Raw genomic sequence first — 21,726 nt, forward strand, 5'->3', positions numbered from 1 at the left:
AATGCGGAGCAGTGACTTACTGGTCCTCCCGCTGCTTCGTGTCGTCCTTACCGGAGCATAGAAATATGTACGCTGTTTTTGAGAGCGGTGGCAAGCAACACCGTGTAGAAGAAGGCGAAGTACTTCGCCTGGAGAAGCTGGAAGTAGCAACTGGCGAATCCATTGATTTTGATAAAGTGTTCATGGTTGTCGATGGCGACAAGATCAGCATTGGCGCTCCTATTGTAGATGGCGCTAAAGTAACTGCTGAAGTGGTAAGCCACGGCCGCGGCGAGAAGGTGAAAATCATCAAGTTCCGTCGTCGTAAGCACTCCATGAAGCGCCAGGGCCACCGTCAGTGGTACACCGAAGTTAAAATCACTGGCATCAAGGCATAAGAGAGGAGTAACGACTCATGGCACATAAGAAAGCTGGCGGTAGTACGCGAAATGGTCGCGATTCCGAGAGTAAACGCCTGGGCGTGAAGCGCTTTGGCGGCCAGTCTGTAGCAGCAGGCAACATCATCGTTCGTCAGCGTGGCACCAAGTTCCACGCCGGTGTTAACGTTGGTATGGGCAAAGACCACACCCTGTTCGCCACTGCGGACGGCGTTGTGAAGTTTGAAGTTAAGGGCCCCAACAACCGCAAGTTCGTTTCTATCGAAACTGCTTAAGCGGTCATTAGCCCAAGCTTCATAAAAAGCCCCGCTATTGCGGGGCTTTTTTGTTGGAAAAGTCGCAAAAAGACCGCGACGGGAAGTTAGGGTGGCAGTTGCCCACAGGAGGCGGCTTGTCGGCTGGTATGATGATAGTGCGCGCATCTGCGCACCGGATGAGACAACCGCTGTGGCGGTGGAGTGATTATGAAGTTTGTCGATGAGGCGCCCATCTCTGTGCAGGCAGGCAAGGGCGGCAATGGCTGCCTGAGCTTTCGCCGGGAAAAATTTGTTGAGAAGGGTGGCCCGGATGGTGGTGACGGCGGCGATGGCGGCTCCGTGTACCTGGAAGCTGATGATTCCCTGAACACCCTGGTGGATTACCGCTACCAGCCCCGCTACGCCGCTGAAAGTGGTCAGCCGGGTCGAGGACGCAACTGCACTGGCGCCAAGGGTGAGGACCTGGTCCTTAAGGTGCCGGTGGGCACCACGATCATTGATGCGGATACCGGCGAGACTATCGGCGATATGACCGAAGCCGGTGAGCGTCAGCTGGTGGCCCAGGGTGGCTTCCACGGCCTGGGTAATACCCGATTCAAGTCCAGTACTAACCGTGCGCCGCGTCAGACCACACACGGCACTGAGGGTGAAATGCGCAGTCTCAAGCTCGAGCTGAAGGTTCTGGCAGATGTGGGCATGTTAGGGCTGCCCAATGCGGGCAAATCCACGTTTATTCGCGCCGTCTCTGCGGCCAAACCGAAAGTGGCCAACTACCCCTTTACTACCCTGGTACCAAATTTGGGGGTGGTGCAGGTTCAGAAGCATCGCAGCTTTGTGATTGCAGATATTCCCGGCCTGATTGAGGGGGCAGCCGAAGGGGCGGGCCTGGGGATTCGTTTCCTCAAGCACTTAACTCGCTGTCGAGTTTTGTTGCACCTGGTTGACCTGGCTCCCTTCGATGGCTCTGATCCGGTAGAGAATGCCCGAGCCATTGAGCACGAGCTGTCCACCTTTAGCCCTACCCTGGCCGGGCGCGAACGCTGGTTGGTATTGAATAAGACCGACCTGGTTCCCGCTGCTGAGCTGGAAGAGCGCTGCCAGGCGGTAGTGGATGCCCTGGGTTGGGAAGGACCTGTGTTTCGTGTGGCAGCTATTCGGAAGGAGGGTACCGATGCCCTCGGTGGTCGCTTGATGGACTACCTGGAAGAGCGCCAGGAAATCGAAGAGCGAGATCCCGACTTGGCTGTGGCGGAGCTGGAAGCGCAGCGTCAAATGCAGCGCGAAGCTCGCGAGCGAATTGAAGAGTTGAGAGAGAGTCATCGCGCCAAGCGCAAAGCTGCCAAGGGGCAGGTGGATGACGATGAGGATTGGGATGATGACGACGACCACGATGTGGATGTCGAGTATCGCTCTTAAATGGCATGGAGCGAGCTGAGTTAGCCTGGCTCGCTCAATAGTTATCTTGTCCTGAGGGGGAAACATGGACTCCGCAACAGTGTCCCGGCAGGCGTTGACCAAGGCCCAGCGGTGGGTGGTAAAAATTGGTAGCGCCCTTCTGACAGATAATGGTCGAGGTGTGAATACCGCTGCCATTTCTGCCTGGGTTGCGCAGATGGCTGATTTGCGCCGTCGAGGGATCGAAGTTGTTCTGGTTTCATCCGGTGCTGTTGCGGCCGGAATGGACCGGTTGGGCTGGTGTCGCCGGCCCGAGTCTATCCACCAGTTACAGGCGGCTGCTGCTGTGGGGCAGAGCCACCTTGTGCAGGTCTATGAGCAGGCTTTTAGCCGTTTTGATATTCGCAGCGCTCAGATCCTGTTGGATCACGATGACCTTTCCAATCGCACTCGCTACCTGAATGCTCGCAGCACCTTGCGCACGCTCCTGTCACTGGGGGCTGTGCCTATCGTGAATGAAAATGACACGGTAGTGACTGACGAAATACGTTTCGGCGATAACGATACCCTGGCGGCCCTGGTTGCAAATCTGGTTGAGGCAGATGCGCTGCTGATTTTGACCGATGCGGATGGGCTGTTTACTGAAGATCCCCGCGATAACCTCGAAGCAGAATTAATTAGTGAGGCATCTGCGCTTGATCCCAGGCTGCTCGAGATGGCGGGGGATTCCCGCAGCGGTCTGGGTCGTGGTGGTATGACCACCAAGGTGCGCGCAGCGCAGCTGGCAGCGCGCTCAGGAGCTCGCACAGTGATCGCTGGCGGCGCCCTGGAGGCGGTGATAGATAAAGTTTGTGCCGGCGAGCAGTTGGGTACCCTGTTGCTGCCAGAGGCGGACCCCCTGGCGGCGCGTAAGCGCTGGCTCGCGGGACAGTTACAGGTGCGCGGAACCCTGTTAGTGGATGCCGGTGCCGAGGCAGCTATGACTGGGAGTGGTAGCAGTTTGTTGCCGGTGGGGGTTACCGCTGTTGAAGGGCATTTCAGGCGCGGAGATCTGGTGTCTTGCAGGAATGCTGAAGGTCGCGAGATAGCGCGGGGCCTGGTCAATTATGACAGTAGTGAGAGCGGTCGGATTCTGGGGCAGTCATCGGAGAAGTTTGCCGACCTTTTAGGGTATCGGGATGACGATGAATTGATTCACCGCGATAACCTGATCCTGCTCTGAATTGGCAAGTTTCGAATACAAAAAAGCCCCGCAGTGCGGGGCTTTTTTGTGTCTGCTGCCTAAGGAATTAGGTGGCCAGAGCTTTGATCTGAGCGTTCAGACGGCTCTTATGACGAGCGGCTTTATTTTTGTGAATAATGCCTTTGTCTGCCATACGGTCAATAACGGGAACTGCTTCTGCGTACGCAGTTTTTGCTTTTTCCGCATCGCCGGCATCGATGGCCGCAACTACCTTCTTGATGTAGGTGCGCACCATGGAGCGCAGACTGGCGTTGTGCATGCGGCGCTTGTCGTTCTGGCGCGCGCGTTTCTTCGCTTGAGGTGAGTTGGCCACCGGTTGCTCCTGTCTGGAATCTATAAATCTGTAACTAACAGGCCCTGGGGCCCGATCGGGACGCGACATTATCCCCACAGTTGGTTGTTTGTCAACCATAGCGGGCGTCTCGGTGCAGATATGTTGTCAATCCACAACGGCGGTTACCCGGTCGGCAACTCCAGGCTGAACTCTACACCGCTGCCGTCGCTGCGGTTTCGGGCTTTTAAGGAGCCACCGTGGAAGTCTGCGATCAGTTTTGCGATATGCAGTCCCAGCCCCAGGTGGCCGGCATTATCGCCCTGGTTGCGCACAGAAACGAGAGAGTCGAACAGCTTGTGAGCGTAACCTTCCGGGAGCAGAGGGCCGTCATTGCCCACTGTGATCAAGTAGGTATCTCTGTTTGTTGCCACTGACAGGCAAATTTCACTGCCTTCGGGAGCGAAGCTACATGCGTTATCCACCAGCTTGTCCAGCAGTTGAGCCAATAACTCCGGTGCGCCGTGGCAGGCTAGCTCCCCAGTGGGTTTGTTTAGAGTAAATCGGTGTTCGCTGTGAGCATCGCCATAGCACTGTGTCATGACTTCAAGCAGGTCTGCCAGGTCGAAAGGCTCCCGCTCCGCTTGGTGGATGCTGGTTTCAAGATTGCTGGCTGCGGAGAGACTGTTGAGAATCCCCGACAGCCTTGCACTGCCATCCATAGCCCGCCCTGCATAGCGGCGGCTGTGGTCGTCGAGTTCTCCGGCGGCGAGGTTATCCAGGGATGAGCGAACCACTGCCAGCGGTGTGCGTAGCTCGTGTGACAACTTACTGGCGAGAGTGCGCAGGTACTGGTGATATTGGTCCAGTTCTGCGAGCAGGCTGGCGAAGGCCCGGTTTAGGTCTCCCAGTTCATCGCCAGCCTTTGAATGGGGAAAGTTGCCGCGCAGTTTGCCGCTGGAATCTACTGCGTTGCGGGCGGCCTGGTGTAGCTTGCGCACGCGCCAGGAAAGCCAGCTGGCGTAGCCCAAAAGGAAGAGCAGGGCAGTTGCGGCCGCGGCGCAGCTGATCAACCACAACCGGTGGGCTGCTCCCTCGGTGACTGATTGCATCGCTTCGCCAGATTGCAGGACGAGGACTTGCCCCAGAAGTGGCCGCTCAACCACTTCGTCGACCCGGGTGATAACGGGCACACTCACCGCACCAATTCGGGATTGCAGCGGTCCTGAATACCATTGCTCCCGGGTGCCACGGCTGTCAGGCGTTGGAAGAGGCAAGCTATTTTCCGGCAGCTGTGGCAAATCCTCTCTGGAAAGCAATTTGCGATAAGCCCAGTCTCTCAGCCATGAATTGCTCTCGGAATCTGCCAGCTGTAGTTGTCCGTTGCTGGCAAGAAGAAACCCCTCGCTGTCCACTACTGCGAGGCGCAGTCCAGGGCGCGCAAAATGGTCGAGCTCTCTCTGAAGGTCTGGCAGAGGGCTCACCAAGCGTCCTGGGTGGCCATCTGTCGGAAGTGTGCTGGCGCTGCGAGTCGGTGAGGAGCCACTGCTGTTTGCCCTGTCGTGAATACGGATAGCGAGGGCTCCACCGGTTAGGGCTTGTGGCAGAGCCAGCTCCAATTGGTAACCTGCACCAGAAGTTGTCCAGCGGCCCCTGAAACGCAGCTCGCGCTCGTAGCGGCCCTCTCTAGGGTTGTGCCACAAGGCGCTGGCGGCCCCCTGGCTGGCGACGGGCAGGATGTAGTGCTGTTCAGCGGTAAACAGCTCTACGGTGTCGCCTCCAGCGATCAGACCTGTGCGGGGGTCCCGATAGGCGGGGGTTGAGTCCGAAACAGTGAGAAGCAGGTAGATTTGCTTACCCAGTTGCCCCAGCGTCACCTGGGCCATAGGGGATAGCTGCCCGTCCTCAAGGGTTCTGGGCTCAAGTTGCTGCGCTCGCCACTCATCGCCATAGCCGTCGACTCTCGGAGCTTGAGATAGGGGATTCAGGTAGAGCTGAGCCCCTGGTGGGCGCGAAAGGCGCTGAGGATCTGGGGCGATAAGCTGGGGGGCGCTGGCCAAGCGCGCGGCAATTGCCGCCGCAGTTGCCTCGATTGCCTGGATCTGGCCTTGTGCTAGGGCGGCGTCCACCTGGCGGAGGTACTGGCAGCCGGCCCAGGGCAGGGTGAGTGCGACAAGGCTGACGAGCAAGAGTTGGCGGCGTAGGTTCATACTTAAATTTTTGAAATTGTTCGCCCGATGGCGGTTTACAGCTGCCAGCGATACCCCATGCCGTAGGCGGTTCCTATGGCATTAAACTCGGTGTCCAGCGCCTGGAACTTGCGCCTGATTCTTTTGACGTGAGAGGTGATGGTGTTGTCATCCAGCACTACGCGGGCTGCTTCCATTAGTTGGCTGCGGGATTTAACGTGGCCGGGCCTTTTGGCCAGGGCGTGGACAATCCAGAATTCGGTCACGGTTAAGTCCACGGGTTGCTCATCCCAGTGGCAATGGAGCCTGGAAATATCCAGCCATAGCTTTCCCTGAGTTAAGCTCTCGCCTTCATCGTTTTGATCTCGCAGCACGCTAACGCGGCGCAGTAGGGCGTTAATTCGCGCCTGCATATGGGGTAGGGAGATATCCTTGGTGAGGTAATCATCAGCGCCCAGGCGCAGTCCGGAAATAATATCCAGCTCTGAGTCCCTGGCGGTGAGAAATAATATTGGCAGGCTCGGCGCCATAGCGCGCAATTCCCGGCAGAGCTCAAAACCGCCCTCCACCTCGCTGCCCAGGCCAACATCGATCACGGCCAGGTCTGGCAGCCGCTGGCGAAAAGCATCCATGGCCTCAATCCTGGCGCTGTATAAATCGACCCGGTAACCGTGGCGGCGCAGAGCATCGCGATAGTTTTCTGCGATAGCGCGTTCATCTTCGACAATGGCGATGGTTGCACTCATGACAAATCCCGACTTAATTCCTTTCTGGCGGAGAATCATGCACGAAGTTGCAGGGGTTAGGCAAAAAGGCGGGCGCAAGGCGCCCGCAAATACAACAGGGTTTCTATCAGCTTGGAGTTGCGTGAGTGGATTTGCGATCCACTCACGCTTATGTAGTGCGGCTTGAAGGCGAAGGGATATGCGGATTTGTTGTCCGCCGTGCCCCTTTGACTCAGAAGTTTCCCGCCATGGACTCCGGAAGAGAGAAGCGGATGTCGACGCGGCGCTCCATGGCGTAGGCGTCTACATCACCTCGGGCTGCCTGGGAGTAGGTGGAGCCGAGTGCGCTGCGGCTGATTCTTGAGGCATCAACTCCCAGCGATACCAAAGCCTCTTCCACACTCAGGGCGCGTTGATCGGAAAGTACATTGTTGTAGCCGTCGCTGCCGCGAGGATCTGCGTGTCCCTCCAGGTGAATTTGCAGGTGGGGATGGCGCTTGAGGAAGTCAGCCATGGCACTCAGCTGATGCATTTGGCCCTCCTGAAGCTCGTCCTCCCCAGTGGTAAACAGCATTTGGAATTGCAGTGAATCCAGGGCCAGTTGGCTGGCGTCGTTCGCGGACAGTTGAGCCGCATCTAATTGCTGTGCCAGGTTGCTGAGCTCTGCACGGCTCTCTGTCAGTTGTGTTGCCAGCATATCTGCCTCGTCTGCTTGCTTGATCTGCTCTCCGAGCCAGGCTCCGCCGAGTGCTCCGGCGATAAAGCCAACGGGCCCACCCAATGCTGCACCGGCAATTGCAGAGCCGGTAAAGACTGAGGCCTGCTTGGCCGGAGTCAAATTGGATTCGTTTTGTTCCTTAGCGTGGGCTCCGGTGGCAATCAGAGAACCCAGGGCGACGGCCATCACTACTTTTTTCATTGTTCTGCTCCTTAGCGGCTTTTCTTACTCGTTTGGGCCTGTTCTGCTGTGGCCCGTTTGAGTGTTATTAAAAAGCTCCAAGGAGGCGCTGGCGTGGCGCAGCTATGACCAACTGCGGCTCAATTGTGGCGAAATATGGCGATCGCTCCGAAACCCAGCTCAGAAGCTGGAAGGGGCTGGGCGACCGCAGTTATAGCAGGGGATGGATGGACAGACGGGGCTGGGGCCATCAACAGCTGCTATGTACCGCACAATTGCCAGAACCAGGGCAATAATCAAAGCACTAATGGTCATCCCTTCTCTCCCCGCACCACCAGGTCCATGGGTGGCGCGACTAGCTCGCTCTTAGTATAGGCTCGCGGTCCCGCAGTCGCAGGGCCTCAGCTCTGTAGAGGAGCCCATATATCCCCAGGATTTGGGGTAGACTTGCCGGCCAACAAGTTTCAACTTTCGCCAGGAGTCCGAGTTTTGTCGCAGTCATCCCCAGCTCAGGAACAGGCAGTCGAAAAATCTGGTGCTTCCAGATTGCTGCGGGGCAGTTCCGTTGTCGGTGCTGCCACTATGCTGTCGCGAGTGGCCGGGCTGGTTCGTGACGTGGCGCTGGCCCGCTTTGCCGGTGCGGGCGATGCTGCCGATGCCTTTTTTGTCGCATTCAAGATTCCCAACTTTTTTCGCCGTCTATTTGCAGAAGGTGCATTTGCCCAGGCCTTTGTGCCGGTACTGGCCGAATACCGCCAAAAGGGCGGTAAGGCGGCTGCGCGAGAGTTAAATGACCGGGTTGCGGGCGCTCTTGGTGGCGTACTTTTGTTGGTTACTCTGTTTGGTGTTCTCTGCGCTCCACTAGTGACGGGTATTTTTGCTTTTGGCTGGTGGTGGGACGGCAGTGAGCGTGAGAAGTTCGATCTCGCTACCGATATGTTGCAGATCACTTTTCCCTATTTAATGCTGATTTCCCTGGCGGGATTTACCGGGGCAATACTCAATACTTTCGATCGTTTTGCGATTCCGGCGCTAACCCCGGTGATGCTCAACCTGGTTTTGATTGCTGCGGCGACTGTTGCTACCAGCTGGTTTAATCCGCAAATTATGGCGCTGGCTTGGGGCGTTTTTGTTGCGGGGGTGGTGCAGCTGCTGTTTCAACTGCCTTTTCTCGCTCGTGAAGGTTTGCTACCTAGCCCTAAGTGGGATTGGCAGCACAAAGGAGTGCGTAAAATTTTACGCCTGATGGCGCCGGCGATTTTTGGTGTGTCAGTGACCCAGATCAGCCTGGTGATGGACACTCTGCTGGCTTCATTCCTGCCCAGCGGCAGTGTTTCCTGGCTCTATTTTTCCGACCGGCTCACCGAGCTGCCCCTGGGGGTGTTTGGGGTTGCGGTGGCAACGGTGATTCTGCCGAGCTTGTCGCGGCAGCACACTGACGGAGACCCCCGCCGGTTTCGTCATACCCTCGACTGGGCTTTGCGCAGTGTCACGCTAATTTCCCTGCCCGCTTCTGTAGCCTTGGTGGTACTGGCTGAGCCGCTCCTGACAACCCTTTTTCAGTATGGGCAGATGCAGCCGCGCGATATGCAAATGGCCGCCTGGTCCCTGCGCGCTTATGCCATGGGGTTGTTGGCGTTTATGCTGATTAAAGTGCTGGCGCCGGGCTATTTTGCCCGCCAGGATACCTATACCCCAGTGCGTTTTGGCTTAATCGCTATCTCGGCCAAAATGGTGTTGAGCCTGCTGTTTGTGATACCGCTTAACTACTACTTCAAGCTCGGCCATATGGGTCTGGCACTAGCTACGGCTTGTCAGGCTGCTATTAACGCCTGGCTCCTCTATAAAGGCCTGCGTCGAGATGATGTCTATAAACCTGAGGCTGGGTGGGGCACTTACCTGGTAAGGTTGCTTCTGGCGAATTTGGCCATGGTTGCGATTTTGCTCGGGGCCCTGCACCTGTGGTCACAGTGGAGTGAATGGGCCTGGTATGACCGCGCCTGGCGTATGGGGCTGATCGTAGCTGCGGGGGGAGCGACCTATCTGTCAGTTTTACTGGTTTCGGGATTGCGCCCCCGCCACTTCCGCGCCACAAGTTAGTTTATTAAGTGGGCATATCTGGATAAATATGGCCTCTGGCCGCCCAGTGGGAATCCGCTATACTGTGCGGCTCGATTTTATGAGGATGGGAAAATCGCTTTGGCCCAGGAGCGCGAACTAATTCGCGGGTTGCACAACCTGCGCCCCCGCCACCGGGGAAGCGTGGCGACAATCGGCTCGTTCGATGGTGTACACCTCGGCCACCAGGCGATTATTGCGCAGCTCAAGCAGCGCGCGCAGGAACATGATCTGCCCTCGGTGGCGATTATCTTTGAGCCCCAGCCACATGAGTTCTTCTCTGGGGAAAGGGCGCCCGCGCGTCTGATGCGCTTTAAAGAGAAGGTATTGGCGCTATTTGATGCTGGTGCCGACCGGGTGTTGTGCCTGCAGTTTAACGAGAAACTGCGCAACCTGAGTGCCGATGCCTTTGTGCGCCGTATTCTGGTGGACGGCCTTGGAATCCGCCATTTGGTGGTGGGAGACGATTTCCGCTTCGGCTGTGATCGCAGTGGCGATTATCAATTCCTTCAGGGCGCCGGGGCCGAAAATGGATTCACGGTGGAAGACACGGCTACGCTTGAGGTTCGCGGAGCCCGGGTGAGTAGCACCCGCATCCGCGAAGCGTTGCAGCGGGGCGAATTTGAGTTGGCCGAGGCCTTACTCGGACGCCCTTACAGTATTACCGGACGGGTTGCCCCCGGCCGCGCTTTGGGCCGGCAACTGGGTGCTCCCACAGCCAATGTGCGTTTGCACCGCTACCGCTCCCCGCTGGTTGGCGTTTACACCGTTCGCACCAAAGCCGCGAATGGAAGTGAACTCGCAGCTGGGCGGCCGGAAATTGACGGTGTTGCCAATGTGGGGTTTCGCCCGACAGTTGAGGGAGAGGGCGCCCGGCCACTGCTGGAAGTCAACTTGTTTGATTTTGATGGCAACCTCTACGGGAAAGAACTAGCGGTAGAGTTTTGCCACAAACTTCGCAATGAAGAGAAGTTTGCCTCCCTGGAAATCCTCAAAGCCCGCATCGCTCAGGATATTGACGATGCTAAAGACTGGTTTGTGCAAAACCCCAAGGGGCACTAACCGGTGTATAGACGATGAATTATTCTCTACTAGAGCTGAAGTAGACATCCAATGACTGATTATAAAGTGACCTTAAACCTGCCTGAGACCGACTTTCCTATGCGCGGCAATCTGCCCCAGCGCGAGCCGGCTATTTTAAAGAAGTGGCAGGAAACCAAGCTCTACGAAAAAATCCGCGAAGCGCGGGCAGGGCGCGAGCAGTTTATCCTGCACGACGGCCCTCCCTACGCCAACGGGGATATTCACATAGGTCACTCGGTCAACAAGATTCTCAAAGATATTATTATCAAGTCGAAAACCCTGAGCGGTTTTGACGCTCCCTATGTGCCTGGCTGGGACTGCCACGGCCTGCCGATTGAGCACCGCGTCGAGAAAAAGATTGGCAAGGCTGGCGCAAAGGTGGATCACAAAACTTTCCGCCAGAAGTGCCGCGAGTACGCAGCCAAGCAGGTGGATGGACAGAAGAAAGACTTTATTCGCCTGGGGGTGTTCGGTGAGTGGGACAACCCCTACCGCACCATGGATTTCCAATTTGAAGGCGATATCATCCGAGCGCTTGGGCGAGTGGTCAAAAATGGCCATTTGGCACGGGGTTTCAAGCCCGTGTACTGGAGCGTTGTGGGCGGATCAGCTCTGGCGGAAGCGGAAGTGGAGTATCAGGATAAAACCTCCTACTCCATTTACGTTTGCTATCCGGCGACGGAAGAGACATCCCTGGCTATCGCCGATGCGGCAGGTGGACACGCGGGTGAAGGCCCCTTATCCGTTGTCATCTGGACCACAACCCCCTGGACGCTTCCTTCCAGCCAAGCGGTTTCTGTCAATGCTGAGCTGGAATATGTTGTGGTGCAAACGGCTGAGCGCCGATTGCTCGTTGCCGAAGCACTCAAGGATGCCGTATTGGAGAAGGCGGGGCTCGAAGGTGAAGTGGTAGGCCGTATTCGCGGTGCCGCCTTGGAGCACCTGAAGCTAAACCATCCTTTCTACGAGAAGCAATTGCCGATGATCCTCGGCGACCATGTCACCACTGATGCAGGTACAGGCTGTGTACACACTGCGCCGGACCATGGTCCCGATGACTTCCAGGTGGGCAAGCGCTACGGCATCGATACCCTGAACTATATCGATGACAATGGCGTATACCGCGATATGGTACCGCTGTTTGCCGGTGAGCACGTCTACAAGGTGGACGACAAAATTGTGGCCCTGTTACAGGAGCGCGGAGTACTTCTGCACCAGGGTAAGATGGAGCACAGCTACCCCCACTGCTGGCGCACCAAGACGCCGCTTATTTACCGTGCGACTCCGCAGTGGTTTGTGAGCATGCAGCAGAATGACCTTCTGGAGAATGCACAGAAGGCAGCGGATGAAGTTCAGTGGATCCCCGGTTGGGGCAAGGCTCGTATCGATGCCATGCTCGATGGCAGTCCGGATTGGTGTATTTCCCGCCAGCGCACCTGGGGCGTGCCCATCGCTTTGTTTGTTCACAAAGAGACCCATGAAATCCACCCGGACACTCCCGCTTTGATGGACAAAGTGGCTGAAAAGGTCGACGCCGAGGGTATGGATGTTTGGTTTGACCTGGACCCGCAGGAACTCCTGGGAGGTGAGGCAGACCAATATCAAAAGGTGACCGACACCCTGGATGTCTGGTTCGATTCAGGTGTGACTCACTACGCCGTACTGGAGCGCCGCAACGGCCTGCGTTTCCCGGCAGATCTGTACCTTGAGGGCTCTGATCAGCACCGAGGCTGGTTCCAGTCTTCACTGAAGACCTCCATCGCCATCAACGATTGTGCCCCTTATAAGCAAGTGTTGACCCACGGTTTCACGGTAGATGCACAGGGACGGAAAATGTCCAAGTCCATCGGCAATACCGTTGCACCACTGGATGTAATCAATAAGTTGGGTGCAGATGTATTGCGCCTTTGGGTTTCCGCTACAGACTTCAGTGGTGAAATGGCGGTTTCCGATGAGATCCTGAAACGCACAGCGGACTCTTACCGTCGCTTGCGCAATACGGCTCGTTTCTTCCTGTCCAACCTGGCTGGGTTTGACCCGGAAAAAGATTTGTTGCCGGAGAGTGAGCTTCTGGCGCTGGATCGCTGGGCGCTGGATAAGGCTGCGCGTCTACAGGATGAAATTATCGCGGCTTACGATAACTACCAGTTCCACCAGATCTATCAGAAGTTACATAACTTCTGCGTCGTGGAAATGGGTGGCTTCTATTTGGATATCATCAAAGATCGTCAGTACACCACCAAAGAGGACAGTACTGCACGCCGCTCTGCGCAAACCGCCCTCTATCATATTGTTCAGGCATTTGTTCGCTGGATTGCGCCTATCCTGAGCTTTACCGCAGAAGAACTATGGCAGTTTATTCCCGGTGCCAAAGCGGACAGCATCTTTATTGAAGAATGGTATTCGCTGCCGAAGCTGCCAGTAGACTCGGTTAAAGGTGCGGACTATTGGGCCGCCATCGCCGAAGTAAAAACTGCGGTAAACAAGGTGCTTGAAGAGCAGCGTGGAGCTGGTGCTATTGGCGGCTCCCTGCAAGCGGCGGTGACTCTGTTCGCCGAAGATGACTTGCGCGAAAAGCTCTTGGAGCTCGAAGACGAGTTGCGCTTTGTTTTGATTTGCTCCTCCACTTCTGTACAGCCACTCAGCGATGCTGCCGGTGCAGAGTCCACAGAGCTGGAAGGATTGAAAGTCAGCGTAAGCAAAGTGGATCACCCCAAGTGTGCGCGCTGCTGGCATTACCGTGCCGATGTGGGTGTATCAGCAGAGTATCCAGACATTTGTGAGCGCTGCGTGGAAAACGTTTCTGGTGAAGGAGAAGTGAGGCACTATGCCTAGTTCCAACCCTGTTTGGGGGCATCCATGGCGCTGGTACTGGCTGGCGCTGGTGGTGGTTGTCCTCGATATCGCCAGCAAAGTCTGGGCCGTGGATATGTTTATGCACGGCCCATCAATGCAAATTATTCCCGGCTTGCTGCAATTTACTTATGCGGAAAACTACGGTGCTGCCTTTAGCTTTCTGTCTGATGCTGGGGGGTGGCAGCGGTGGTTTTTCGGAATTATTGCCTTTGTATTTAGCGTTGTTGTCAGTGTTTGGCTATGGCGCTTGCCGGCAACAAAGCGCTGGGAACCCTGTGCCCTGGCGCTAATTCTGGGGGGGCCTTGGGCAACCTTTGGGATCGAGTGCTGCTGGGTTACGTAAGGGATTTTATTTCGGTCTATTACGGCAACTGGCACTTCCCGGTATTCAATGTTGCGGATATGGGAATTAGTATCGGCGCTGCAATGCTGGTTATTGAGCTACTTTTTTTGCAGAAAAAGAAAGTGGCAAAGCAAAAAATAACGTGGAAGTCTAACGAACTATGAGTAATGCCGTTATCGGTGAACACTGCCGGGTGACACTGCACTTTAGCCTGAAATTGGATGATGGCACTGAGGTGGATTCAACCTTCAAAGGTGACCCAGCCTCTTTCAGTGTTGGCGATGGCAGTTTGCTGCCGGGCTTTGAAAAAGCGCTTTTTGGTTTAAAAGCGGGGGATGAAGCCGAGATCGAGATACCGCCGGAGATAGGCTTTGGTCAGCGCAACCCGGAAAACCTGCAAAAGGTGCGCCGGGATACCTTTTCTCCCGATATGGAGCTGGAGCGCGGGTTGGTAGTCTCTTTTGACAATGGCAGCGGCGAACTCCCCGGAGTAATCAGTGAGATTGGTGAGGACGATGTTACCGTCGACTTTAATCATCCATTGGCCGGTCAAACCTTAAATTTCCATGTGAAAATTATTGCGGTGGATTCGATCCAATAGGGTCGGGTTCCCTCTTTGTAGCAAGTAGGGTACTGAAGTAGATATGCAAATCCGAATGGCTAACCCCCGGGGCTTTTGTGCCGGTGTTGATCGGGCAATTGATATTGTGAATCGCGCCCTGGATGTATTTGGTGCGCCGATCTATGTCCGCCATGAAGTGGTGCATAATAAGTTTGTGGTGGAGAGCCTGAAAGAGCGCGGTGCGGTCTTTGTCGATGAACTCGATGAAGTGCCCGATGATGTTATCGTTATCTTCAGTGCTCACGGTGTTTCAAAAGCTGTGCAGCGCGAAGCTGAAGATCGTGGCCTGCGTGTATTCGATGCTACTTGCCCGCTGGTTACCAAGGTGCATATTGAAGTGAGTAAGTTCAGCACCGACGGTGCTGAGTGCATACTTATCGGCCACGCCGGGCACCCGGAAGTGGAGGGCACAATGGGGCAGTATGACAACTCTGCTGGCGGTGCCATTTACCTGGTTGAAGACGAAGAGGATGTTGCGAAGTTAACTGTTAAAGACGAGAGTAATCTCGCCTATGTTACCCAAACAACACTATCCATGGATGATACCGCTCGAGTCATTGATGCCCTGAGAGTGCGTTTCCCTGAAATCCGTGGGCCTCGAAAAGATGATATCTGTTACGCGACCCAGAATCGCCAGGATGCTGTAAAGCAGCTGGCTCTGGAAAGTGATCTGGTCCTTGTTGTTGGTAGCCCGAATAGTTCTAACTCTAATCGCCTGCGTGAACTCGCTGAACGCTGTGGTGCTGCTGCTAAATTGATCGATGGTGCGGATGATATCGATGCAGATTGGCTTCAGGGTAAGTCGGCCATAGGAATCACAGCGGGAGCGTCAGCACCGGAAGTCCTGGTACAAGGAGTGATTGACCGACTGCAACAACTTGGTGCAAGCCTTCCTGAAGAAATGGATGGAAGGGCTGAGAATATACGTTTCTCCCTGCCTAAAGAGCTGCGTTAATCAGCAGCTCTATCTCCTATCGGCAAGCTGGCTAGCCCACTTATCGCCCCCTCCAAGCCGTTTGTCGGCAAGCTGCAAAACCCTCGACCCCATCGCTTACCTGCTTTCCATAAACTGGTATATATACGATAACAATACGAACCAAAGTGTTGTGCCTCCACTTTACTTGCACATTGTTTGTAAAGTACTGGGGTGAGAATTTTTGTGTGCAAAATTTATACTGAAAAGCTGCACGCTTTAGATAAATTGAGATTTTTCTCTCCATGCCAGGCAGCATAGCCCAGTACTTATAGGTTCTTTAAGGCAGCAAATATGATTAGCTTCAAAAAATACATAGGGGCAACCCTTATAGAGTTAATGGCGACTATCACCATCTTAGGGATTGTACTTGCGATTGGACTACCTTCATTTAATTCATTATTTGATAGCAATCGCTTGTCGGCTATGACAAATGACTTGAACGGTGTTCTTCAATATGCACGTTCTGAAGCTGTGCGTATAGGAGGTAGCGTAGAGGTAGGTGCAATTGACGATGATATTGGTAATGGAGTTATTGTCTGGGTTGATAGTGACGGGAGTGATTCTTATGACGATGGAGAGGAGTTAAGAATGCTACTTGTCGAGTACGAGGATATTGTAGTTACAGCGGAAGTCTCTGGTGCCGGAGTGGCAGACTTAGATTTTAGCTATGGCGCGCAGGGGGAGATAAGTCTTGGGGCCACTTTAACTTTGGATTTATGTGATAGTCGGACAGGAGATTATGGTCGCCAGTTGCAGGTTCTCGCTTCTGGGGCTTTAAGATTGAATACCAATATGCCTTGCCCGTAGGAAAACGGATTGAAAAGAGGATAATTTGAATGCTCAAGCAAAAAGGGGCAACCCTAATTGAAGTGCTTGTATCGGTTTTGATCCTGGCGGTTGGTCTTTTGGGGCTGGCGGCAACACAAGTGATGAGTTTAAAAAATGGCAATGGGGCTCATCACCGGTATATGGCTGTACTTGCAGCACAGGAAATTATTGAACGAATGCGCGCTAATCCTACGGGGACTATGAGTAGTGAGTATGATGGCACTGTAGGCGGTTCTTCTGGTGATGGCGGGTCAGATGGTTCGGGTGGTTCAGATGGCTCGGATGGCTCGGATGGTTCAGATGGTTCAGATGGTTCAGATGGTTCAGATGGTGGCGCTGGCAGTAGTTCTACGCCGGATTGTAGTAGTGCATGTTCAGATGCTGAACTTGCAGATTTAGACCTCTATGAATGGGAGCTCATTCTATCTTCCAATCTACCTGACGCAACAGGAACAATTGCTCACAACGCCGGTGTAGTAACGGTAACTATATCTTGGAGTGAACAGCATACAGGGGAAAATTACGGGGTATTAGATGGTGACGTGGATAATGCCTCCTTTTCGATGATAGTGGAGCTTTAAGAATGCAATCTTTTAGTAATCAAAGAGGCCTTTCATTAGTTGAATTAATGATAGGTATTTTATTGGGCTCCCTTCTTTTACTTGGCGTATTACAAATATTTCAGAGTAATAGCGATACTTTTCGCATGCAGGATGGGTTCTCGCGTGTACAGGAAAACGGTAGATTTGCAATCGACTTGCTGAGCAAGGAAATACGACTTGCAGATTATTGGGGATGTGCACCAGATCAAGACAGTATCGAGAATAGGTTGGATACGACAGATGCTTTCTTAGCTTCCATTGGTTCTGACGGAGTTCAGGGTGTTGATAATGCCAGCGGTATGACAGTTGGAACAACGAACGTGCTGGATGGAAGTGATGTATTAATTCTTGGTGGTGTTATTGATGCCTGCGGGGGATCTGGACGTATGTTAGATCCTAGTGGTAGTGATCTGGTTGTAAGTTCAAATTGTCCTGTAGCGGCTGGAGATATTGTCTTGGTCTCCACTTGTATTAACGGCGACATTTTTACTATTACAAATATTGATACGGCCGTTGGCGCTGGTAATAGGGCTTTAAAGCACGATGTGAGTACTACAACTGGGTGGGTTAATAATAAGAGTGACGCACTTCAGGAAATATATGGAGCAGACTCCGCAATTTTTCAGCCGTATCAAAAAACTTATTTTATCGCTGTGAATACAGCTGGTACCAATTCCCTTTTTGTTAGTGATGAAAATGATTCCGTCGAAGAGTTGGTTCCCGGAATAGAAGATATGCAAGTTTCTTATGGTCGGGATACCACAGGAAGTGGAATAGTTGATACTTGGCAAAGTGCTAGTACATCTCTTGATGAGATGTCAGAAGTTGTTGCTATTAAATTAGAATTATTGGTAGCTAGCGATAGCGATGCAAGTGTAGATAGCCAAACTATTCGCCGGCTCGATGGTAGCGAAACTGAATATAGTGATGGAAGAATTAGAAAGTTGTATGTGGCTACGGTAAAAGTGCGTAATCGAGGTGATATGTAATGAGGACTATCAGATCACAAAGCGGCGCCGTTCTAATGGTCAGCCTGATTATCTTACTGATATTAACTTTAATTGGGATCTCTGGGGCCAGGAGTATCCTGATGAGCGAACGCATGACCTTTGCTTCTCGTGACGCAAAGGTAGCTCTCGAGGTGGCAGAGTCTGTTGCTCGCCGAGGTGAAGATTATATTGAGACGCTGACAAACTTAGACGACTTTGGCACTACAGGTTGGCGGCGTACTGCAGGTGATGGCCCGGATGACTTATTTGATGAAAATACTTGGACAGATGCCAGTTCAGTAGAGCAAGAGGTACCCATGGAAGGTGTTGATGGTCAGGCCCTAACTGGTCGCATGTTTATCGAGCTTGCAGGGCTTACTGAAGATGACACAAATATTACTGATATGGATAAGAGTGCAGACTCCATCCGAAGCGACGGTACAGAGATTCAGGTGTTTAAAATTGTTTCTCGTGGTGTTGGGGTAGGTGGTACTGAGAGAATCATTATCACTCTCTATGGTAAAGAAATATAAAAGAGTAAAAAAAATGAATTTTTCACTGTCAAGTAAAGTCCAATTCCCATTGAAACCTATCGCTGCCGTTGTATTGTTTTTTTGCGCGAGTAATGAGGCTTTTTCTGCACCGGGTGAGTTATCTGATGTTCCGCTTTATTCCCGCGGTTCAGCAGAACCCAACCTGATGTTTGTGTTGGACTCTTCAGGGTCAATGGAAACAATGGTTTTGCCCGTAGATGGTTATGATACTTCAGACCCTGCGGGGTCTAGCTGTAGCTCTCCAGTATCAATGACGTATACGTCGAACTCCTGTGGTCATGGTGGCTGGGGTTCCTGTACACGTTATTATGATGATGTTGAATATCGGGTTAATACATCCGATGGAAGTGTTCAGATCAAATTGGTGGATAGAAACCGTGCAGAGAGTGATTGGTTTACTTGGGATAGTAGCAGCAACTGCTTTGACGAAGATGAGGATTATACTGCTTGGCTTTATGCGGAAGCTAATTCTGGAGGGGATAGTTATTATGAAACTGGTCAGGATTCAGATGACTATAGGGAAAGTACTACCGGGCATTTTCTAAACTGGTTCTTCTCCAAAGAAAATGGTAGCGGGGGTTATGTAGCCGATAAATTTACGGATGAGGATGGCAACGCAACGAGATCTAAAGTAGATATACGTCGAACCGATATTATGAAAAGTGCAGCCCAGGAATTAATTTCAGGGCTTAATGATGTGCGTGTCGGTGTGATGCAGTTCAATACAGAACACGGTGCAAAGCTGCTATCCGGTTTGGTTAGTCTAACCGAGACCAATCGAAATAGTATACTCAATATTATTGAAGATATTGATGCAAATGGTAATACCCCTCTTGCAGAGAGTTTTGCAGGTGTAGGGCGTTATTTTATTAGCGGCTATGAGGGAAATAACCTCACCTATATAGATTCTACTGGAGCAGAAAAACAGGTTCCCGGAGAGGATATATTTTCTGGAAGCGGCACTAGTACTATATTGAATTGGGGCGATGTTAGCGCGCCTGATGATACCGTTGATGGCGGAGCTATCCAGTATTATTGTCAAAAGAGTTTTATGGTGGCTCTAACAGATGGTGAGCCAACAAGGGATAATAGTATTAGCAGTGACTTGACCGACTATGATTATGGTTGCTCCTCAAATAGTGGCGGCTGCACAAGTGATGAGATGGATGATGTCCTTAAGGCTCTTTACGATATTGATTTACGACCGGATTTGAAAAAGACTGGTGGTGAAGAGGTCGTTAACAATATTACCAGTTATATTATTGGCTTTGCTGAAGATGGTTTGTCAGACACGAACCTGATGAAAAATGCCGGGGAATTGGGTGGCGGTGGTGTGTATGATGCTGGTAACGCCGCAGAACTGAAGGTGACTTTTAATACTATTATTAATAATGTTCAGTCTATAGTTGGTAGCTCAAGCTCTGTAGCTTTTAATACTTCTTCCCTCAAAACAAATTCCAGTATATTTGCTGTAGGTTTTGATAGTAGTGCATGGTCGGGTAATTTAGCGGCTTGGAACCTTAGTGATGAAGGGGATATCGAACTTAATGTCGATGGAAATCTCGGCACTTCATCCATTTGGGAGGCGAACTCTGAATTGGATTCGATAGACCCAGATAGCAGGGTTATGCTCTCCTATAGCAATGGTACCGGGGTGCCTTTCACTGCATCCGGGCTCGGTATTACCGGGACAGATCATGCTGATGATTTGAATCTTGATATTCAATCTAGTGCGGGAGTATATGATGGCCGTGCCTCCGATCGTATTGATTATCTGAGGGGTGATCGGAGCAATGAGGGAGCTAGTACTGGTAGTTTCCGGGCTCGTGAAGGGCGTTTAGGTGATATTGTAAATTCAACACCGGTTTATGTGGGAGAACCCAGCGGCCCTTGGTCTGATTACGAGTTCAGTGGAGCTTCTAGCTACGATGATTTTGTTAGCGCTAAAAGCAATCGTACTCCAGTTGTATATGTGGGAGCGAATGATGGCTTCTTACATGGTTTTAATGCCAGTGCCAGTGGAGCTAATGCCGGTAAAGAGCTGATAGCTTATTCACCTGCGGCCTTACTCAGTACAACCGCTGATGAGGGGCTGCATGCTTTGAGTTCGCAATACTATACCCATAAATATTATGTGGATGGTACTCCGACAAGTTCTGATGTCTACATAAATAGCAGCTGGAAGACGGTACTTGTGGGAGGCTTAGGTGCTGGTGGTAAAGGATACTATGCTCTCGACATTACTAACCCCTCTGATTTTACTGAAGAGAATGCCGCAGATATTGTTTTGTGGGAGTTTACCGATTCGGACAATAATAACTTAGGTTATACCTTTAGTCGTCCTCAAATTTACCGTATGTCAAACGGTGAGTGGGCTGCAATATTCGGTAATGGATATAACAGTTCAACCGGCGATGCGGGTTTATTTATCGTATATTTGGATGGGGAAGATAGTAGTGGCAATAGCCATGTCTATATTTCAACGGGTACTGCTGATACTTCCGATAAAAACGGGATGTCAGAACCGACTATCGTGGACTCTGATGATGATGGCACTGTAGATCGTATCTATGCCGGTGACTTAAAGGGCAATATGTGGGCTTTCGATGTCTCATCGACAGGAAGCTGGGGTGTTGCTTCGTCAGCTACTTCCCCGTCGCCACTTTTTTCTGTTCCAGGGGAGCCAATTACCGCTGCTCCGCAAATTGCAAGAAATATAGAACACCCGTTCGGAGCATCTCCCAATATAATAGTTGCCTTCGGCACGGGACAGTACTTGGTTGACTCAGATACAAGTGATACTAACCCCGGCGGATTTTATGTTGTATCTGATAATGACGTGTACAATTTAAGTACAAGCGACCTGGAAAAGCGCACATTACATACGAACCAAGTCACAGCTGAGGATGGGAGTGAATGGCTTTTGAGGTCATCATCTGGAGATGAGTTTACCTGGAGCGATAAATCAGGTTGGTATATGCCCTTGGATGAGGGCAGTGGATTGGATGGCGGTGAGCGTATAGTTACTCGGCCAACAATACTGAACTATGTCGTATTCTTCAATACACTGATTCCAACCGGACAAGTTTGTGCTGCAGGTAGTGATGGCTGGCTGATGTCTGTGGATGTTTGGACCGGCTTGGCTCCGGAAGATCCCGTATTTGATGCGAATAAGGACGGTGTAATTGATGAAGACGATTATGGTTATATAGGAGAAAAGCCTGATGATGGAACAGAGGGCGGCCCAAATAAGTCCGGTTTCCTGGGAAGTAAACAGTATACAGGCACCAGTGATGGTGGGATTTACGTGAGGGAGATAAATCTTGGTGGTGGAGATAGAGCAGGTCGTCTGTCCTGGGAAGAAATTACTCCAAACTAACTGTTATTAGATGGTGGTACT

The 21,726-nt window shown here is 52.4% G+C and carries 19 protein-coding genes and 1 pseudogene; 15 read left to right on the plus strand and 5 right to left on the minus strand.

The window, feature by feature from the left end:
• Positions 1-65 precede the first annotated feature (65 nt).
• From rplU to proB, 4 genes are all read left to right on the plus strand, one after another.
• Complete coding sequence (rplU, locus tag QT397_06160; protein ID WNZ56930.1) at positions 66-377, plus strand: 50S ribosomal protein L21; 312 nt, start codon at positions 66-68, stop codon at positions 375-377.
• A 17-nt stretch (positions 378-394) separates the two neighbouring features.
• On the plus strand, positions 395-652 hold the full coding sequence (rpmA, locus tag QT397_06165; protein ID WNZ56931.1) for a 50S ribosomal protein L27: 258 nt from the start codon (positions 395-397) through the stop codon (positions 650-652).
• Between the two features lie 189 nt (positions 653-841).
• The gene (gene cgtA, locus QT397_06170) at positions 842-2,050 is read left to right on the plus strand and encodes an Obg family GTPase CgtA (protein WNZ56932.1); all 1,209 of its coding nucleotides are present in this window, start codon (positions 842-844) and stop codon (positions 2,048-2,050) included.
• A gap of 64 nt (positions 2,051-2,114) precedes the next feature.
• Positions 2,115-3,251 carry a glutamate 5-kinase gene (proB, locus tag QT397_06175; protein WNZ56933.1) on the plus strand — a complete coding sequence of 379 codons (1,137 nt, stop codon included), beginning with the start codon at positions 2,115-2,117 and terminating at the stop codon, positions 3,249-3,251.
• A gap of 67 nt (positions 3,252-3,318) precedes the next feature.
• Here proB and rpsT read toward each other — a convergent pair whose 3' ends face one another.
• The 5 genes from rpsT to QT397_06200 all read right to left on the minus strand — a co-directional run bounded on the left by rpsT (position 3,319) and on the right by QT397_06200 (position 7,670).
• Positions 3,319-3,585, minus strand: a complete 267-nt coding sequence (gene rpsT / locus QT397_06180; GenBank protein ID WNZ56934.1) for a 30S ribosomal protein S20 — start codon at positions 3,583-3,585, stop codon at positions 3,319-3,321.
• Between the two features lie 143 nt (positions 3,586-3,728).
• Positions 3,729-5,753 carry an ATP-binding protein gene (locus QT397_06185; protein WNZ56935.1) on the minus strand — a complete coding sequence of 675 codons (2,025 nt, stop codon included), beginning with the start codon at positions 5,751-5,753 and terminating at the stop codon, positions 3,729-3,731.
• A gap of 35 nt (positions 5,754-5,788) precedes the next feature.
• On the minus strand, positions 5,789-6,478 hold the full coding sequence (gene pdsR / locus QT397_06190; GenBank protein WNZ56936.1) for a proteobacterial dedicated sortase system response regulator: 690 nt from the start codon (positions 6,476-6,478) through the stop codon (positions 5,789-5,791).
• A 211-nt stretch (positions 6,479-6,689) separates the two neighbouring features.
• Positions 6,690-7,376, minus strand: coding sequence for an OmpA family protein (locus QT397_06195; GenBank protein ID WNZ56937.1), 687 nt, complete (start codon positions 7,374-7,376; stop codon positions 6,690-6,692).
• A 159-nt stretch (positions 7,377-7,535) separates the two neighbouring features.
• Positions 7,536-7,670 (minus strand): hypothetical protein, encoded by a 135-nt coding sequence (locus tag QT397_06200; protein WNZ56938.1) that lies wholly within the window; start codon positions 7,668-7,670, stop codon positions 7,536-7,538.
• Positions 7,671-7,844: 174 nt separating this feature from the next.
• Between QT397_06200 and murJ the strand changes: the two genes are divergently transcribed.
• From murJ to QT397_06255, 11 genes and pseudogenes are all read left to right on the plus strand, one after another.
• Positions 7,845-9,455 (plus strand): murein biosynthesis integral membrane protein MurJ, encoded by a 1,611-nt coding sequence (murJ, locus tag QT397_06205; protein ID WNZ56939.1) that lies wholly within the window; start codon positions 7,845-7,847, stop codon positions 9,453-9,455.
• A gap of 99 nt (positions 9,456-9,554) precedes the next feature.
• On the plus strand, positions 9,555-10,535 hold the full coding sequence (gene ribF, locus QT397_06210; GenBank protein WNZ56940.1) for a bifunctional riboflavin kinase/FAD synthetase: 981 nt from the start codon (positions 9,555-9,557) through the stop codon (positions 10,533-10,535).
• A gap of 51 nt (positions 10,536-10,586) precedes the next feature.
• Positions 10,587-13,391, plus strand: a complete 2,805-nt coding sequence (ileS, locus tag QT397_06215; protein ID WNZ56941.1) for an isoleucine--tRNA ligase — start codon at positions 10,587-10,589, stop codon at positions 13,389-13,391.
• Positions 13,384-13,919 (plus strand): annotated as a pseudogene (lspA, locus tag QT397_06220) (signal peptidase II). Before ileS ends, lspA begins: the two are co-directional and overlap by 8 nt.
• Positions 13,916-14,356, plus strand: coding sequence for a peptidylprolyl isomerase (locus QT397_06225; protein WNZ56942.1), 441 nt, complete (start codon positions 13,916-13,918; stop codon positions 14,354-14,356). The pseudogene lspA and the gene QT397_06225 overlap by 4 nt, the downstream one beginning before the upstream one ends.
• A gap of 43 nt (positions 14,357-14,399) precedes the next feature.
• Positions 14,400-15,332: a 4-hydroxy-3-methylbut-2-enyl diphosphate reductase gene (ispH, locus tag QT397_06230; protein WNZ56943.1), complete on the plus strand. Its 933-nt coding sequence runs from the start codon at positions 14,400-14,402 to the stop codon at positions 15,330-15,332.
• Between the two features lie 312 nt (positions 15,333-15,644).
• Positions 15,645-16,160, plus strand: a complete 516-nt coding sequence (locus QT397_06235) for a GspH/FimT family pseudopilin (GenBank protein ID WNZ56944.1) — start codon at positions 15,645-15,647, stop codon at positions 16,158-16,160.
• Between the two features lie 29 nt (positions 16,161-16,189).
• Complete coding sequence (gene pilV, locus QT397_06240; GenBank protein ID WNZ56945.1) at positions 16,190-16,762, plus strand: type IV pilus modification protein PilV; 573 nt, start codon at positions 16,190-16,192, stop codon at positions 16,760-16,762.
• A 2-nt stretch (positions 16,763-16,764) separates the two neighbouring features.
• The gene (locus tag QT397_06245; GenBank protein WNZ56946.1) at positions 16,765-17,772 is read left to right on the plus strand and encodes a PilW family protein; all 1,008 of its coding nucleotides are present in this window, start codon (positions 16,765-16,767) and stop codon (positions 17,770-17,772) included.
• Positions 17,772-18,305 carry a PilX N-terminal domain-containing pilus assembly protein gene (locus QT397_06250; protein WNZ56947.1) on the plus strand — a complete coding sequence of 178 codons (534 nt, stop codon included), beginning with the start codon at positions 17,772-17,774 and terminating at the stop codon, positions 18,303-18,305. Before QT397_06245 ends, QT397_06250 begins: the two co-directional genes overlap by 1 nt.
• Before the next feature lie 13 nt (positions 18,306-18,318).
• The gene (locus tag QT397_06255) at positions 18,319-21,705 is read left to right on the plus strand and encodes a PilC/PilY family type IV pilus protein (protein ID WNZ56948.1); all 3,387 of its coding nucleotides are present in this window, start codon (positions 18,319-18,321) and stop codon (positions 21,703-21,705) included.
• Positions 21,706-21,726: the final 21 nt, after the last annotated feature.

It is taken from the genome of Microbulbifer sp. MKSA007 (genome assembly GCA_032615215.1).
In the GTDB taxonomy this organism is placed as follows: Bacteria; Pseudomonadota; Gammaproteobacteria; order Pseudomonadales; family Cellvibrionaceae; genus Microbulbifer.